This window comes from Billgrantia sulfidoxydans (genome assembly GCF_017868775.1).
In the GTDB taxonomy this organism is placed as follows: Bacteria; Pseudomonadota; Gammaproteobacteria; order Pseudomonadales; family Halomonadaceae; genus Halomonas; species Halomonas sulfidoxydans.
Genome location: NZ_CP053381.1, coordinates 4,035,543 through 4,050,899 on the forward strand (window position 1 = coordinate 4,035,543; position 15,357 = coordinate 4,050,899).

Annotated in this window: 13 protein-coding genes; 7 read left to right on the forward strand and 6 right to left on the reverse strand. The window is 68.9% G+C overall.

Annotated features, from left to right (window positions below):
• The first annotated feature begins 25 nt into the window (after positions 1–25).
• The 6 genes from pqqC to gfa all read left to right on the forward strand — a co-directional run bounded on the left by pqqC (position 26) and on the right by gfa (position 6,822).
• Positions 26–814: a pyrroloquinoline-quinone synthase PqqC gene (pqqC, locus tag HNO51_RS18715; protein ID WP_197448682.1), complete on the forward strand. Its 789-nt coding sequence runs from the start codon at positions 26–28 to the stop codon at positions 812–814.
• Positions 814–1,098, forward strand: a complete 285-nt coding sequence (gene pqqD / locus HNO51_RS18720) for a pyrroloquinoline quinone biosynthesis peptide chaperone PqqD (RefSeq protein WP_197448683.1) — start codon at positions 814–816, stop codon at positions 1,096–1,098. Before pqqC ends, pqqD begins: the two co-directional genes overlap by 1 nt.
• Entirely contained in the window at positions 1,091–2,242 is a 1,152-nt protein-coding gene (gene pqqE, locus HNO51_RS18725) for a pyrroloquinoline quinone biosynthesis protein PqqE (protein ID WP_209538055.1), read from the forward strand. The genes pqqD and pqqE overlap by 8 nt, the downstream gene beginning before the upstream one ends.
• Complete coding sequence (locus HNO51_RS18730) at positions 2,239–4,710, forward strand: insulinase family protein (protein ID WP_209538056.1); 2,472 nt, start codon at positions 2,239–2,241, stop codon at positions 4,708–4,710. The genes pqqE and HNO51_RS18730 overlap by 4 nt, the downstream gene beginning before the upstream one ends.
• A gap of 150 nt (positions 4,711–4,860) precedes the next feature.
• Complete coding sequence (locus HNO51_RS18735) at positions 4,861–5,970, forward strand: S-(hydroxymethyl)glutathione dehydrogenase/class III alcohol dehydrogenase (RefSeq protein WP_197448686.1); 1,110 nt, start codon at positions 4,861–4,863, stop codon at positions 5,968–5,970.
• Between the two features lie 276 nt (positions 5,971–6,246).
• A complete protein-coding gene (gene gfa / locus HNO51_RS18740) occupies positions 6,247–6,822 on the forward strand; it encodes an S-(hydroxymethyl)glutathione synthase (protein ID WP_197448687.1) in 576 nt (191 codons plus the stop codon).
• A gap of 90 nt (positions 6,823–6,912) precedes the next feature.
• Here gfa and HNO51_RS18745 read toward each other — a convergent pair whose 3' ends face one another.
• The 3 genes from HNO51_RS18745 to HNO51_RS18755 are packed head-to-tail and all read right to left on the reverse strand — an operon-like array spanning position 6,913 to position 9,902.
• Positions 6,913–8,217, reverse strand: a complete 1,305-nt coding sequence (locus HNO51_RS18745) for an amidohydrolase (protein ID WP_197448688.1) — start codon at positions 8,215–8,217, stop codon at positions 6,913–6,915.
• Between the two features lie 16 nt (positions 8,218–8,233).
• Positions 8,234–9,697: a sodium:solute symporter family protein gene (locus HNO51_RS18750; RefSeq protein ID WP_197448689.1), complete on the reverse strand. Its 1,464-nt coding sequence runs from the start codon at positions 9,695–9,697 to the stop codon at positions 8,234–8,236.
• On the reverse strand, positions 9,690–9,902 hold the full coding sequence (locus HNO51_RS18755) for a hypothetical protein (protein ID WP_197448690.1): 213 nt from the start codon (positions 9,900–9,902) through the stop codon (positions 9,690–9,692). The genes HNO51_RS18750 and HNO51_RS18755 overlap by 8 nt, the downstream gene beginning before the upstream one ends.
• 134 nt (positions 9,903–10,036) lie before the next feature.
• Here HNO51_RS18755 and HNO51_RS18760 point away from each other — a divergent pair, with 134 nt between their 5' ends.
• The gene (locus HNO51_RS18760; protein WP_209538057.1) at positions 10,037–10,945 is read left to right on the forward strand and encodes a LysR family transcriptional regulator; all 909 of its coding nucleotides are present in this window, start codon (positions 10,037–10,039) and stop codon (positions 10,943–10,945) included.
• Between the two features lie 6 nt (positions 10,946–10,951).
• Here the strand turns inward: HNO51_RS18760 and HNO51_RS18765 are convergent, their stop codons facing one another.
• The 3 genes from HNO51_RS18765 to HNO51_RS18775 form a co-directional block, all read right to left on the reverse strand.
• The gene (locus HNO51_RS18765) at positions 10,952–12,658 is read right to left on the reverse strand and encodes a hypothetical protein (protein WP_209538058.1); all 1,707 of its coding nucleotides are present in this window, start codon (positions 12,656–12,658) and stop codon (positions 10,952–10,954) included.
• 93 nt (positions 12,659–12,751) lie between these two features.
• Positions 12,752–13,960 carry a benzoate/H(+) symporter BenE family transporter gene (locus tag HNO51_RS18770; RefSeq protein WP_209538059.1) on the reverse strand — a complete coding sequence of 403 codons (1,209 nt, stop codon included), beginning with the start codon at positions 13,958–13,960 and terminating at the stop codon, positions 12,752–12,754.
• A gap of 100 nt (positions 13,961–14,060) precedes the next feature.
• Positions 14,061–15,314: a benzoate/H(+) symporter BenE family transporter gene (locus tag HNO51_RS18775; RefSeq protein ID WP_197448694.1), complete on the reverse strand. Its 1,254-nt coding sequence runs from the start codon at positions 15,312–15,314 to the stop codon at positions 14,061–14,063.
• Between the last annotated feature and the right edge of the window lie 43 nt (positions 15,315–15,357).

The following is a 15,357-nucleotide window of genomic DNA, read 5'->3' on the forward strand; positions in this document are numbered from 1 at the left end:
GCCACGCAAGGGAAGGAAGCGCCTCATGAGTTCCATCGCATCCCCTTTCGCTGCCTCGACGAGCGAACTCGCCCCCCCGCCCCTCTCTGCCGAGGCCTTCCGCGACGCCCTGCTGGCCAAGGGGGCCTACTACCACATCCATCACCCCTACCAGGTCGACATGGCCGAGGGGCGCGCCACGCCGGAACAGATCCGCGGCTGGGTCGCCAACCGCTTCTACTACCAGGTGATGATCCCGCAGAAGGATGCCGCGCTGCTGGCCAACTGCCCCGATGCCGCCACCCGCCGCCGCTGGATCCAGCGCCTGCTCGACCACGACGGTCGCGATGACGACGCCGGCGGCATCGAGGCATGGCTGACCCTGGGCGAGGCGGTCGGGCTGACCCGCGATGAACTGTGGGCCCAGGAGCACGTGCTGCCCGGCGTGCGCTTCGCCGTCGACGCCTACGTCAACTTCGTGCGCCGGGCGAGCTGGCAGGAGGCGGCGATCTCGTCGCTGACCGAGCTGTTCGCCCCCCAGGCGCACCAGAGCCGGCTCGACACCTGGCCGGGTCACTACCCCTGGATCGACGAGGCCGGTTACGGCTACTTCCGCAAGCGCCTCAAGGAGGCCCGACGCGACGTCGATCATGGCCTGGAGGTGGCGCTGGCGGTGTGCACCACCGCCGCCGCCCAGCAGCGCGCCCTGGAGATCCTGCAGTTCAAGCTCGATGTGCTGTGGAGCATGCTCGACGCCATGACCCTGGCCTACCAGCTCGGGCGCCCGCCCTATCACAGCGTGACCGACCAGCGCGTTTACCACCGGGGGCTTTGATGGCTATGATCGACTCGACCAGCGTCTATCGCCTGCGCCCCGGCTGGCGCCTGCAGTGGGAACAGGCCCAGGGCCGCCACGTGCTGCTCTATCCCGAGGGCATGGTGCAGCTCAACGACAGCGCCGGGGCCATCCTGGCCCAGCTCGACGGCCGGCGCGACGTGGCCGACGTGGTGGCGAACCTGCAGGCCCGGTTTGCCGATGCCCCCGCCGCGGAGATCGAACGGGACGTGCACGACTTCCTGCTCGACGCCGCACGACAAGGGTGGATCCAACATGACTGACCGTACCCACACCGCTGCCGTCAACGGTGCCACCGGCGCCCCGCTGTGGCTGCTCGCCGAGCTGACCTACCGCTGCCCGCTGCAGTGCGCCTACTGCTCCAATCCGCTCGACTTCGCCGCGGTGAAGGAGGAGCTCGCCACCGAGGAGTGGCTGGACGTGCTGGCCCAGGCCCGCGCCATGGGCGCGGTGCAGATGGGCTTCTCCGGCGGCGAGCCGCTGGTGCGCCAGGACCTCGAGACCCTGGTGGCCGAGGCGCGCCGGCTCGGCTTCTATACCAACCTGATCACCTCCGGGCTGGGGCTCGACGAGGCGCGCATCGCGGCGCTGCACGCGGCCGGCCTCGACCATATCCAGATCAGCCTGCAGGCCTCCGACCCGGACGTCGCCGCGGCGGTGGCCGGCTCGCCCAAGGCCCACGCCAGGAAACTCGCCATGGCCCGCGCGGTCAAGGCCGCCGGTTACCCGATGGTGCTCAACGTGGTGCTGCATCGTCACAACATCGACGAGCTCGACGCCATCATCGCCCTGTGCGACGAGCTGGGTGCCGACGCGTGGAGCTGGCCAAACTGCCAGATGTACGGCTGGGCGCAGCTCAATCGCGAGGGGCTGCTGCCGAGCCGCGAGCAGCTCGAAACGGCCGAGGCCACCACCGCGCGCTGGCGCGAGCGGCTGGCGGCGCAGGGGCGCGACATGCGCCTGCTGTTCGTGGTGCCCGACTACTACAACGACCGTCCCAAGGCGTGCATGGGCGGCTGGGGGGCGATCTTCATGACCGTGGCGCCCGACGGCGCGGTGCTGCCGTGCCACAGCGCACGGATACTGCCGATGACCTTTCCCAACGTGCGCGAGCGGCCGCTGCGCGAGATCTGGTACGACAGCGAGGCCTTCAACCGCTACCGCGGCGATGGCTGGATGCGCGAGCCGTGCCGCCGCTGCGACGAGCGCCACCGGGACGTCGGCGGCTGCCGCTGCCAGGCCTACCTGCTCACCGGTGACGCCGCCGCCACCGACCCGGTCTGTTCGCTGTCGCCGGAGCACCACCGGATCGAGGCCGCCCGCCATCAGGCCGAGGCCGGCGAGCGCTCCGTTACCGGCCTGACCCCGCGCAACGTGCACGAGTCACGGGTGTTCTGCCGCGCATGAACGCCCCATTCCCCATACCCGACGACGAGGCTGCCCGGCGCGCGGGGCTGCCGCCGGGCAGCCGGCTGCACGAGGCCCGCCTGGCCAACGGCTTGGCGATCGCCGCCGCCGAAGTGCCCGACGCTCGCCAGCAGCGCCTGGTGGGTGTGGTGGACGTGGGCTATCTGGACGAACCCGACGACTGCCGCGGCCTGGCGCACCTGCTCGAGCATGCCCTGTTCCTGGGCTCGACGGGGTTTCCCCGGGCAGGCGAACTGGCCGGCTGGATCGGCGAGCGCGGCGGTCGCTACAACGCCCGCACCGACGAGACCGCGACCGACATCCACCTGCACCTGTCGCCCGGCGATGCCGACGAGGGGCTGGCCCGACTGGTGGACATGCTGGCCCGCCCACGCTTCGATCCCGATCGCATCGCGCATGAGGTGGCGGTGATCGATGCCGAATTCCACGCCCGGCTGGCCGACCCGATGCTGCACCGGCTGGCGGCCCTCGGCCGGCTCTGCCGCGAGGGGCATCCCGCCCGGCTCTGCCACGCCGGCCATCGCGATACCCTCGACGACGACATGCCCCGACTAGTCGGCCGGCTCACCGACTTCCACCGCCGCCACTTCCATGCCGGGCGCATGGCGCTGGTAATGCTGGGCCCGCTGCCGCTCGAAGCACAGCTGGATCTGCTCACGCGGCATGGCGCAGCGCTACCGCCGGGCGACACGCCGCCGCCACAGCGGGCCTGGCGTTGGGGCCCGCCCGGCGGCGTGGCCTGGCATACCCCCGCGCCCAGGGCCGGCGCCTCGTCGCTCGAACTCATCTGGCCACTGCCCGAGGAGACGGCCGCCCATGCCGACTGGCTCGCGGCCGTGACGGCCCGGCTGGCCGACGGCCGCCTCGCCGCCACCCTGCAGGCCGCCATCGAGCTCGACCGACTCGCGGTCACGCTCACGCCGGAGGGGATGGGCCGTGCACTGGCCCTGCGCCTGGCGCCGGCGCCCGACCTGGAGTCGGTGCAGGCGATGCTGAGCGCCTGTCGCAGCGCGATGGAGCACGCGCTGGCGACACCACTGCCCACCCCGCCCGCAGCGACCGCGGACCTCGACGCCTGGCCCCGGCGGCACGGCGTCCAGTTGGCTGCCGGCCACGATCTCACCCGCGCTGCGGCCGACACCCCTGTCGAGCCGCCGCGGGCCTGGCTGGCGCCCGGGCAGTGCCGGCTGCTGTGGCAGTCTCCCGCCACACCGCACCGCTGGTCGACGCTGGTGGAAACCGGCACCGCCTGGCGCATCCAACCACCGCCGAGCGAGAACGCGCCGCTGCCCTGGCGGGCACCGCCTGCGCTCAACGTGCGCCCGCTCGGCCCGGATACCGGCGACCCGGCCCCGCGCCGGCCGCGCCATGACGAACGGCTCAGCCTGTGGTGCGGTGAGCCGATACGCCTGGCGGACGCCCCGGCGGCCAGCCTCTGCCTGGGCTGGCCCGCACCCGCGGCGCACCAGGCCGCCCGGCTGGCCCAGTGGCGGCGGAACCTTCTGCCGCTGCGTCAGGCCGCCGCCAGCCAGGGCATGCGCATTCATTGTGCGGGAGATGTCCGCGGCGACTGGCTGATCGCCACGGGCACGGCCGAGCGCCTCGACGCCCTGGTGGAGCTGGCCGTGGCCTGCTGGCCGGAGCGGGCGAGCCCGCGCGCGGACGATCAACCCACGGGCCTGCTGGCCCAGCGCCTGCTGACCCTGCTCGAAGCCTCGACGCTGCAGGTGGCACGCGCCGACGCGATGCCGGTGCTGGGCTGGTTGAGCGGCCATGGCGACAGCGGGGCGACCGAGGCGATGATGCACCGCCTCGCCGAACGTCTGTCGGCGGGCCCGCCAGAGGCGGCCGAGCCGTCGCCCCAAGAAGCGAGCGACGACACCCTGCAGCTACCGCCCCAGGGCGGCGACCACGTCGCGATGCTGGAAGTCGCCGGCCCCGACGACTCGCCGCGCAGCCGATGGCTGCTGCGCCTGCTGGCGCAGTGCCACGATGCCGCCTTCCATCACGAGATGCGCCAGCAGCGCGGCCTGGGTTACGTGGCAGTGGTGCGCTATCGCGAAGCCTCGGGCTTCCCGCGGCTGGGCTACGTGGTGCAATCCCCGCACACCGAGCCGGGTGCGTTGCGTCAGGCCATTGCCGACTTCCTGACCCGGCAGGGCGAGGCGCTGGCGCGCCTCACCGCAGCGGAGATGGAGCGTCGCAGGCGCGGCCTGCTCGCCCACGCCGGCCGCCCCGAGACGCAGGCCGAAGCCATCGCCCAGCTGTGGCAGGCGCTGCGCCGCCAGGCCTCCCTGAGCCCTCCGCCGCTGCCTTGGCAGCCGCTGCCCTGGGAGGCCGAGGCGCAGGCGCTGGCCTCGCTCCCCGCCGAGGCGCTTCTCTCCCTGGCGAGCGACCTCGCCGCGGGCCGCCTGGTGCAGCGCTGGTGGCTCCACACCCCCCAGTGAGCCCGGCGCTTCCCCTCGAATGTTGCCAATGGGCAACTCTGTTGTGTCGCCACGTCACAATCCGTTCGTTCCGGCTCACCTAGACTGACAGCAGCGTCGACCCTTTCACGGCCTCATGCGGCCCACGACAACAACCCAGGGAGACCCGTCATGAAATCACGCGCCGCCGTTGCCATGGCCGCGGGCCAGCCGCTCGAACTCACCGAAATCGATGTCCAGGATCCCAAGGCCGGGGAAGTGCTGGTGCGCATCGCCGCGACCAGCGTCTGCCACACCGATGCCTTCACGCTGTCGGGCGCCGACCCGGAGGGGCTGTTCCCCTCGGTGCTGGGCCACGAGGGGGCCGGCATCGTCGAGGCGGTGGGGCCGGGTGTCACCAGCGTCCAGCCCGGCGATCACGTCATCCCGCTCTACACCGCCGAGTGCGGCGAGTGCAAGTTCTGCCGCTCGGGCAAGACCAACCTGTGCCAGGCGGTGCGCGCCACCCAGGGCCAGGGGCTGATGCCCGACGGCACCTCGCGCTTCTCGCTCGACGGCCAGATGCTGCACCACTACATGGGCTGCTCCACCTTCAGCGAGTACACCGTGCTGCCCGAGGTCTCGCTGGCCAAGGTCTCCAAGGAGGCACCGCTGGACAAGATCTGCCTGCTCGGCTGCGGGGTGACCACCGGCATCGGCGCGGTGCTCAACACCGCCAAGGTCGAGCCGGGTTCCACCGTCGCCGTGTTCGGCCTCGGCGCCATCGGCCTGGCGGTGATCCAGGGCGCCCAGATGGCCAAGGCCAGCCGCATCATCGCCATCGACGTCAACCCGGACAAGTTCGCGCTGGCCAAGCAGTTCGGCGCCACCGACTTCGTCAATCCCAAGGAGCACGCCGACCCGATCCAGCAGGTGATCGTCGACCTGACCGACGGCGGGGTCGACTACTCCTTCGAGTGCATCGGCAACGTCAACGTGATGCGCTCGGCGCTGGAGTGCTGCCACAAGGGCTGGGGCGAGTCGGTGATCATCGGCGTGGCCGGGGCCGGCGAGGAGATCTCGACGCGGCCGTTCCAGCTGGTGACGGGCCGGGTGTGGCGCGGCTCGGCGTTCGGCGGGGTGAAGGGGCGCAGCGAGCTGCCCGGCTACGTGCAGCGCTACATGGACGGCGAGATCAAGATCGACGAGTTCATCACCCACGACATGCCGTTCGAGCAGATCAACGAGGCGTTCGAACTGCTGCATGCGGGCAAGAGCATTCGTACGGTGCTTCATTATTGATAGGCGCCCGGCGCCGTGCCAAGGCGCAGGCGTCAGAAGCCAGGAGAGGAGCGATACACGTCCCAAGCTGTGCCAATGATAACAATGCCCAAGGGCAAGGAGGCACTCATGAGCCTGATGGACATGATCCAGCGCTGGTTCGGCGGCAAGCCCGCCCCACCGAAGGCCGCGTCTGGCAGTGGAACGAGAACCACCTCGGCAACGAGCGCATCCCGTACGCCGCCTCCCGCGGCAGCAAGCCCCTCGACAACGACGACACAGGGGAGTCGATCCACCATGAGCCACCACAGCGTTCACATCCATCCCGCCGTCGACGACGGCGTCAAGCGCGGCAGCGAGAGTTTCACCGGCGGCAAGCTCTACTGCCACTGCAGCAGCAATCAGGTCGAGGTGACGGTCGACGCCCAGTGTGCCCACAACCATGTGTGCGGCTGCACCAAGTGCTGGAAGCCCGAAGGCGCGCTGTTCTCGATGGTGGCCGTAGTGCCCCGCGACAAGCTGCGGGTCACCGCTCACGAGGAGAAGCTCGAAGTGGTCGATCCGGCCGCCGCCATCCAGCGTCATGCCTGCAAGGAGTGCGGCGTACACATGTACGGCCGTATCGAGAACACCGGGCATCCTTTCCACGGGCTCGACTTCATTCACACCGAGCTCTCCTACGACGAGGGCTGGGCCGGCCCCGAGTTCGCCGCCTTCGTCTCGTCGATCATCGAGTCCGGCGCCGACCCGGAGAACATGGGCAACGTCCGTGCGCGGCTGCAGGAGCTGGGCCTGCCGCCCTACGACTGCCTCTCGCCGCCGCTGATGGATGCCATCGCCACGCATACCGCCAAGGCCAAGGGGGTGCTTTGAGCGGGACAGGGCGCCATCTCACAGCCACACACCATGGGCTCGCCGAGTGCGGGCCCATGGTGTCGCGACGCCTACTGACTGGCTGGTAACTCAGTCTCCCAAGTAGGAAAGTGCGCCTGCCACCATGGCCTCGATCCCGGTCCTGAGGGTTTTCCCGTTGCCGGGAAAGTAGTAGGGCGAGTGAGGCATCTCCAGGTGGCGCATCTTCTCCCCCACGCTGGTCCCCGGTGTCGATTGCCAGCGATCCTCCGGCGTGGCGCCGATGAACCAGTAAACGTAAGGGATGTCGCCGCCGCCGAATCCGCCGGCGTCGGCATTGCCGAAGAGCGGGAAGTCCTCGCTGCCGTTCAGACGCGGCATCACATAGAGGCACGCTTCGCCGAAGTGTTGCGCATGGGCCTGGCGTACATGGGCCACCGCCGTCGGGTCGTTGTGCATGGCGATGGTCTCGTTGAGCACGCGGAACGTCGGCGGCTGCGGCGAGCGCCCGGCCTCGCACTCGGCGCGCACGATGCGCTCGATGGCGGCTACCACCTGGCGGTGCAGGGCGTCATCAAAGCTGCGGATATTGATCTCGAGCTCCGCGGAGTGCGGGATGATGTTGGCCTGGGTGCCGGCATGCAGCTTGCCGACCGTGACCACCACCGTCTCCTCGGGCGGCACCTCGCGGGCGACGATGGTCTGCAGGCGGGTCACCACGTGGGCGGCGATCACCACCGGGTCCACCGTCTGGGCGGGCATGGAACCGTGGCCGCCGGCGCCGTGCAGGGTCACCGCCAGGTTGGTGCACGCCGCCATGGCGCTGCCGGTGATATGCCCGACCGTTCCCGCCAGGGCCGGCATGTTGTGCTGCCCCAGGATCACGTCGGGGCGGGCGAAGCGCGCATAAAGGCCGTCGTCGAGCATGGCCCTGGCGCCGCCAAAGATCTCCTCGGCGGGCTGGCAGACCAGCATCAGGGTACCGCGCCAGTGCTCCCTGAGCGCCGCCATCACGCCGGCGGCACCGACCAGGCAGCTGCTGTGCAGGTCATGGCCGCAGGCGTGCATCAGCGGGACGGCATCGCCCCCCTCCGTGGTGGCGGTTTCCCGGCTGGCGAACTCCAGTCCAGTCTCCTCCCGGATGGGCAGTGCGTCCATGTCGCCACGCAGCATCACGGTGGGCCCCTCACCGTTGCGCAGCAGCGCCACCACGCCGGTGCCGCCGACACCACGCGTCACTTCATAGCCCAGCCCCTCGAGGGCGGTCGCGAGTCGCTCGCCGGTGCGGTGCTCCTGGAAAGGCAGTTCTGGGTACTGATGCAACTGCCGATAGAGCGCCTGGAACTCCTCGAAGCCGGCCTCCACCTGGGCGCGCACGGCGCCCTTGAGATCTCGATCGGGGGTTAACGTCGTCATCATGGCCTCCTGGCGGTTAGTGACTGGGGGTGCTGGACACTGGGTGGCCATTGCGCGAGGCGTGGCCGAGCCCCTGCCATGCCGCCACCACGCCCACGTTGAGCAGCATGGCCCAGACGCCGGCATGCCAGCCCAGCGGCGAGCTCCAGGCGAACTCCATCAGCAGGTAGGCCACGCTTCCCGCCAGGGCGCCGGCCATCACGCTGGCACGGCGCAGGCTCGGCAGGAACAGCGCGCCGATGACCATCGGGAAGAGCTGCACGATCAGCCCGTAGGCGCCGAGCAGCAGCAGCACCAGCGAGGCGGGATTGGCCAGAGCGAACAGGTAGGCCACCAGCGACAGGCCCAGCACGCTCCAGCGCGTCACGCTCACCGTGGTGTGCTCGCTGGCATGTTTCATCACGGTGGGCCCCAGCACGTCGCGCACCAGCACGATGGCGGCGGTATGCGCCAGATTGGCACCGGTGGACATCGCCGCCGCCAGCGCGCCGGAGAGCATCAGGCCGATGACCCAGGGCGAGAAGTCGGCCACGTCGATGACCATACGCAGCAGCACGGTGTCGGCACGTGTCAACGGCTCGTCGGCAAACACCAGGATGCCGGCGAAGCCGATGAACAGAAGAGGCACCAGCAGGTAGGCGTAGAGCGGGTAGAAGACGCTGACCTTGCGCAGCGTCCGGCCGCTGTCGGCGGAATAGAACTTCATGAACAAATGCGGCCACATGGCACCACCGAAGGCGCTCACCAGCACCGCCGTGCTGAAATAGCCCCAGTGCATACCGGTGGCCCCCGGCATGGTGAGGTACTCCGGCGCCGCCTGCTGTAGCTGGGCAAACATCTCACCCACCCCGCCATAGAGGCGCTCCGGAATCGCCAGCCCCAGGAACCAGGCGATGGCGATCATCATGATGCCCTGAACCAGGTTGGTCCAACCGATGCCGCTCAGACCGCTGCAGAACACGTAGGCCGCCACTACCACGAAGGCCAGCAGGGCGCCGAGCCAGAAGGGGATCAGTCCGCCGGTGGCGGCCTGGAACAGAAGGCCGGCCCCGGCGATCTGGATGGTCAGGTAGGGCACCAGGGCCAGAACGCCGATCCCCCCTGCGAGCATGCCCAGCGACTTGCTCCGGTAGTGGTCGGCGATCATGTCACCCTGGGTCAGGTAGCCCTTTTCACGGCCGAGCTCCGCCACCCGCGGCCCCAGCGCCCATATGGTGATCGGAATCAGCGCCAGGTAGGCGAGGATGTAGAAGGCCGGCGAACCGTGCTGGTAGGCCCAGCCCGGCGCGCCGAGGAAGGCAAAGGCGGAAAAGATCTCGGCCCCGAGGATGAAGAACAGGATCACCACGCCGACGTGTCGACCGCCGGCCACGTAGCCCTCCAGGCTGGAATCCGACTGGCCGCGCGCCCGCAGCCCCACCCACAGCACCATGGCGAGATAGGCCAGGGTGATACCGACCACGATCAGGGAATCAGTCATGGCGGTTCCCTCCATGGCGCACCACGAAAGCCACCCACATGCCGGCGAACAGCACCAGCATCCACAGGGCATACCAGAAGAACAGGAAAGGAAGCCCCAGCACGGTGGGCTCGATGCGATTGGCAATCAGGGCGCCGGGCCAGATCATGGCCAGGGTACACAATGAGAAGTGCAGGCCCGTCAGGCGTTGGTAGGTCTTGGTCATGGGATCGTCCAGCTCGCCGCAGCGAGTCTTGTTATGGGTTGTACCTTGACTATGGGCCAGGCCAAGCGATAGAAAAAATATCGATAGTGAATCCCAGCCATATCGTTTTGGTATGAGCTTACTGGAGCCCGCCCATGGAATTCCGTCAGCTCCATTATTTCGTCGCCGTGGTGGAAGAAGGCTCGATTTCGGCGGCGAGCCGCCGGGTGCATGTCGCCCAACCTGCGCTGACCCGCCAGATCCGTCTGCTGGAGGAAGATCTCGAGACGCGCCTATTCGATCGCCATGCCCGGGGCATGCGCCTGACGGTAGCCGGCCAGGCACTCTACGAGGAAGCGCAGGAACTGCTCGACCGGCGCACTCGGCTCAGGGCGCGCCTCTCTGCGCTTGGACAGGGCGTAATCGGCAAAGTCAGCCTGGGCGTGACGGTGACGCACCTGTGGGTGCCTGAGGTGGCAGGACTGCTAGGACGCTATCGCGACCGCTATCCACAGGTGGCCTTCGAGGTCTTCCCGCTGCTCTCGGGGCCGCAGCTCGATCGGCTGCGGGAAGGTAGCCTGGATGCCGGCATTCTCTACCTCGATGAAAGCGGCCCGCCGGGGCTCGAGACCCGCCTGCTGCAGCACGACCACCTGATCCTCGCCGTTCCGGAAGCCTCGCGTTGGGCGCGCAAGCCGCCGGCAACACTCCCCGAGCTGGCCGATGCCGACTTCGTGTGGGGCTTCCGCAGCGCCTCACCGATCTACTTCGACCGCATCCAGGCCCACTTCCAGCGCCTCGACTTTCACCCCCGGGTCGTGCAGTACGGCGCGGACAATATCGCCATCCTCAGCATGGTGGCCGCAGGGCTGGGCATCGCCATCCTGCCGGCGGCCAGCAGCTGCCACCCCATGCCCGGCATTCGTTTCGTGAGCCTGCCGGAGCTCGACGCCTGCGCCATGCCGCTTTGGTTCGCCTGGCGACCGGACAACGACTCGCCGGCGCTCGACAACCTGATCGCGCTGGTCGAGAGCTTCGACGCGCCCGCCGGGATGGCCGATTAGGGCCCGTCAATCCGGCACCCCCAGCGCGGCAAACAGCTCGGCGAGTTCCGCCTCCTGGCGCCTGGCCTGCAGCAATTCGGCGTCCTCCACCGCGAAACGGCCCGAGCCGGCGCGCAGGTACGTCTTGCCGCTCGTGGCGTCGACGAAGCGGACCTCCGGTACCCTGGCGAGGCACTGCTTGAGGAAGGTGCAGTTGTTGGCCACCGCAAGCACGTCGCCGCCGGGATAGACCTCCGCCGGGCACGTCGCCGCGGTGTTGATCTTCTTGTAGCGCTCGATGTCGACCAGGCCCAGCGGGTCCAGGATGTGGAGTACCTCACGGGTGCCGTGGGCGATGACCTCGGGCGGGGTATGCCTGGGCACGCTGTTGTCGAGAAACACGTACTTGAAGCGCGGTCGCGGGCTTTCCAGCCACTTGAAGAACACCCTGGGCATGCCGTCGTAGGCCTCCACGCAGTGTCCCAGGAAGTCCGACACCGCCTTGTAGCGCCCGCGCTCCAGCCCCCGCTGCCAGCCCCGCTCCACCGTGGCCTCCGGCGGGGTGATGACGAAGTACATGTGCATGGTGGAGACATACTTGGCATAGGTGCCATCCAGCAATTGCGGCACCGTCTCCGACGAGAAGCTGTCGAAGCGAAAGCGGTCGATCAGCAGATGGGGAATGGTGCGATCCCGCTGCGCCTTGTCGCGGATGTAGCGATCGAGCTTGGCATCGATCAGCTTGACCTCCTTGCCCGCCAGGCGGCCGGCATACTTGTAGGCTTCCCCTAGCGCCTCATAGTCGAGCAGCAGGCGGCGCCAGATATCGGGAGTGATGGTGCCGTACCGATCCGGTGGCAGGCCCAGGTCCTGCAGCGTATGTCTCAGCAGGTGGCGCAGGGAGCTCTTGCCGGCCGCCGAGGCGCCCTTGAGGCTGACCAGGATCGGCTCGTCGGCAAGCGGCACCCGATCGTAGCCCTCCTGCTCGATGGCCCGCTCGACGTGCGGTGCCACCAGCTGGCCAATCAAGCGGCTGCCGTAGTCGTTGCCGGCATGCCGGGTGATCAAGCGCGCCAGCACCTCGCGGTCCATCCCGATATGGCCCTGGGCCGCGGCAATCGAACTCAGCACCCGATAGGCGCTCTTGTAGACGGCCTGCTCCAGCTCATCCTGGGCCGCCAGCCCCCTCTGCTTGATGGCCTGGATGGCATCGTGGTGGCGCTCCTCCAGCGAGCGGCGATCCGGTGGCCGCGGCTGGGCAGGCCGCCTGCCCAGCCAACGCGCCAGCAAGGAGACGGGTTCGGGATCACCCGCCTCCGGTTCCGGGGCGAAAGCCTCCGCCAGGATCTCCTCCGCCCTGCCCCGTATCGACGCGCAGAGTCGGTCGAATGCCTGCTGGAACGCCGGCAGCTGGGGAGTGAGGTAGTCGGCCAGGATCTTGAGCACGATGCGGCGGAAGTTGTGCCCCAGCACCTCTTCCTGCTCGCCCTCGTGCACCAGGATGTCGGCGGTGACCCGCACGATCAGCTCGTGCAGCACCAGGCGCTCGGCGCGGAACGCGACCAGCTCCTCCTCCTCGAGCCCGGTGAGCACCCGCAGCTCGGGGATCTCGGCCAGGTCGGAAGAGACGTTGGCCGTGCGATGAATGGTCTCCAGGGGCCGGTAGCGCCTGGGCAGGTCGGCCTCGAGGCCGGGGTTCCACGCCGAGTACTCGGCAGCAGCTCGATCAAGCATAGGCGCCACGCACGTGCGGAGGTGTCAGGCCGATAGCCGGCGGTCATGCCTCGACATTGGCCGAATTTCTCATGCGGGGCAATCACGGCTCGATCACGGCTTCTCCTCGGCGGCAGCCGCCGCCCGCCGTACCGGCAACGCCAGGGGCCGGTGCAGCACCAGGTAGGCCGCGCCGCCGATCGCCACGCCCCAGAAGGCCGAGCCCAGGCCGAACAGGCTCATGCCCGAGGCGGTGGCCAGGAAGGTGATGATCGAGGCCTCGAGATGCTCCTTCTCGGCGGCCGCCGCGCTGAGGTTGCCGGCGATGGCGCCGATCAGCGCCAGCCCCGCCAGCAGGGCGACGAAGGTCACCGGCAGCGAGGTGAACAGCAGCACGATGCTGCCCGAGAACAGCGCGCCGAGCAGGTAGAAGAGACCATTGGCCACGCCGGCCACGTAGCGTTTGCCGGGGTCGGGGTGGGCCGCCTTGCCGGTGCACAGCGCCGCGGTGATGGCTGCCACCACGGTGGTGATGCCGCCGAACAGCGCCATCGGCAGCGACACCAGGCTCGTCACGGTGAGGATCGGCCGGGCCTGGGTGTCGTAGCCGGCGCCGCGCAGGATCGCCATGCCCGGCAGGAACTGGCCGGTAAGGCTGACCAGCGCCAGCGGCAGGGCCAGGCTCAGGGTCGCGCCCAGCGTCCACTCGGGGCGAATCGGCTCGGGCGACGCCAGCCGCCACGAGACACCCGCCAGGCTGGCGCCCTCCAGCCCCACCGCCAGCACGATCCCGACCAGCAGCAACAGCACCAGAAAGTAGCGCGGGAAGAGCCGCTTGAACCCCAGGTAGGCGGCGAGCATGCCCAGCGCCAGCAGCGGTGCCTCCTCCAGCGAGGTGAACACGCCGACGCCGAACTGGAACAGGATGCCGGCCATCATCGCCGCGGCGATGCCGGGCGGGATCAGCGCGACGATGCGGTCGAAGGCGCCGCTCACGCCGACCACGAAGACGATCAGCGCCGCGGTGAGATAAGCGCCCACGGCCTCGTTCAGCGACAGCTCGGGAAACAGCGTGACCAGCAGCGCCGTGCCCGGCGCCGACCAGGCGGTAACCACCGGCACCCTGAGCCACAGGCTCAGGCCGATGCCCGACACCGCGGCGCCGATGGAGATCGCCCACACCCAGGAACTCATCATCTGGGGGGAGATATCCGCGCTCTGGGCGGCCTGGAAGAAGATCGCCAGCGGGCCGGCGTAGGAGATCAGCACCGCCACGAAGCCGGCCGTCACGGCCGACAGCGACCAGTCCTGGCGCAATGACATGTTTCACCTCGCATGGCAGAAAGAGGGGATTTCGAACGGATAAAAAAGGCCCGTAGCGAGGGATCGACCACGGGCCAACGGAGGAAGGTCTGACCGCCCGCTAGCGCGCCGTGGCGGTCTCCCCCTGCGAGCCGCGAGACTCGCGGGAGAAGTCGAAGTCGCGGAACTCCACCAGCATGGAGAGGCCCGCCCCCAGCACCAGCGCCCAGAAGGAGGAGCCGATGCCAAGGATCTGGATCCCCGAGACGGCGATCAGGAAGGAGAACATCGCCCCCACCTCATGCTTGCCGGAGAAGGTCATGTGCATGGCCGAGCTGATCACCCGCAGCAGCGCCAGCCCGGCGACGATGGCGATGAAGTAGCTCGGCATCGCCTCGATCAGGCTGAACACGAAGCCGTAGAAGGGCGCCGCCGTGACGAAGATGATGCCGACGATCACCGCCGCCACCCAGCGCTTGTCGTGGCTGCCGGCCTCGGGGCCCGAGCAGATCCCGGTCATCGGCGCGGCGATGCAGGTGCTGTGCAGGTTGAAGAAGGCCGAGACCATGGTACCGAAGCCCCCCAGCGCGGTGATCGCATTGGCCGGCGCGCTCTTGTAGCCCATGCCCTTGACCAGCCCCACCCCGGCAGGCGTCTCCATGCCGACCAGGATCAGCGCCAGCGGCAGGCCGTAGGCCAGGAAGGCCTCCAGGGTGAAGGCCGGCATGATGAACTCGGGCAGCTTGAAGGAGAACGTCACGCTCGAGAAATCGGCGCCGGAGAGGGCCATGTAGCCGACGCCCACCAGCAGCGTGACCACCAGCGGCGGCACCCGGCGCAGGTAGCGCGCGGCGAAGAAGAAGGAGAGGATCATGATCGTCGCCGGCACCAAGGCATTCTGCAGCGGCATCACCATGTTGGTGCCGAACTTGAGCAGGATGCCCGCCACCATGCCCATGACGATGGGCATCGGAATCAAGCGCATGACCAGGCTCATCCACCCCGCCAGCCCCACCACCAGCGCAATGGCGCCCGCGATCAGCGTGGCGCCCAGCGCCTCGTTGAGGCCCACCAGGGGAATGACGGCGGCGAACAGCAGCGCGCCGGGGATGGAATTGGCCATCGGCAGCGGCAGCCGGTAGTAGGCCGGCAGGAACAGCCCGAACAGGCCGTTGATCATCAGGTAGCTGATCACCCACAGCAGGGTGAACTCCTGGGGGAGCCCCGCCGCGGTGCCGGCGCTGATGTGGATGACGCCGGCGCTGAGGCCGAAGATCCCGGCCACCACGCCGGCACTCAGGTTGTCGGCGTTGAGGTCACGGAGGAAGTCGCGTGGCGCCGTGGCGAGTCCGGCGCCCTTCTCGATATGTTTCACGTTGTGCTCCAGGGGTTTTTTTATGATTGAAGTGTTGGTGCGA

What these genes read in the sequence shown, in the direction of transcription:
- pqqE (WP_209538055.1), top strand. Translation starts at nt 1,091, where the DNA reads ATGACTGACCGTACCCACACCGCTGCCGTCAACGGTGCCACCGGCGCC.
- gfa (WP_197448687.1), top strand. Translation starts at nt 6,247, where the DNA reads ATGAGCCACCACAGCGTTCACATCCATCCCGCCGTCGACGACGGCGTC.
- HNO51_RS18765 (WP_209538058.1), bottom strand. Translation starts at nt 12,658, where the DNA reads ATGCTTGATCGAGCTGCTGCCGAGTACTCGGCGTGGAACCCCGGCCTC.
- HNO51_RS18745 (WP_197448688.1), bottom strand. Translation starts at nt 8,217, where the DNA reads ATGACGACGTTAACCCCCGATCGAGATCTCAAGGGCGCCGTGCGCGCC.
- HNO51_RS18750 (WP_197448689.1), bottom strand. Translation starts at nt 9,697, where the DNA reads ATGACTGATTCCCTGATCGTGGTCGGTATCACCCTGGCCTATCTCGCC.
- HNO51_RS18770 (WP_209538059.1), bottom strand. Translation starts at nt 13,960, where the DNA reads ATGTCATTGCGCCAGGACTGGTCGCTGTCGGCCGTGACGGCCGGCTTC.
- HNO51_RS18760 (WP_209538057.1), top strand. Translation starts at nt 10,037, where the DNA reads ATGGAATTCCGTCAGCTCCATTATTTCGTCGCCGTGGTGGAAGAAGGC.
- HNO51_RS18755 (WP_197448690.1), bottom strand. Translation starts at nt 9,902, where the DNA reads ATGACCAAGACCTACCAACGCCTGACGGGCCTGCACTTCTCATTGTGT.
- pqqC (WP_197448682.1), top strand. Translation starts at nt 26, where the DNA reads ATGAGTTCCATCGCATCCCCTTTCGCTGCCTCGACGAGCGAACTCGCC.
- HNO51_RS18730 (WP_209538056.1), top strand. Translation starts at nt 2,239, where the DNA reads ATGAACGCCCCATTCCCCATACCCGACGACGAGGCTGCCCGGCGCGCG.
- HNO51_RS18735 (WP_197448686.1), top strand. Translation starts at nt 4,861, where the DNA reads ATGAAATCACGCGCCGCCGTTGCCATGGCCGCGGGCCAGCCGCTCGAA.
- pqqD (WP_197448683.1), top strand. Translation starts at nt 814, where the DNA reads ATGGCTATGATCGACTCGACCAGCGTCTATCGCCTGCGCCCCGGCTGG.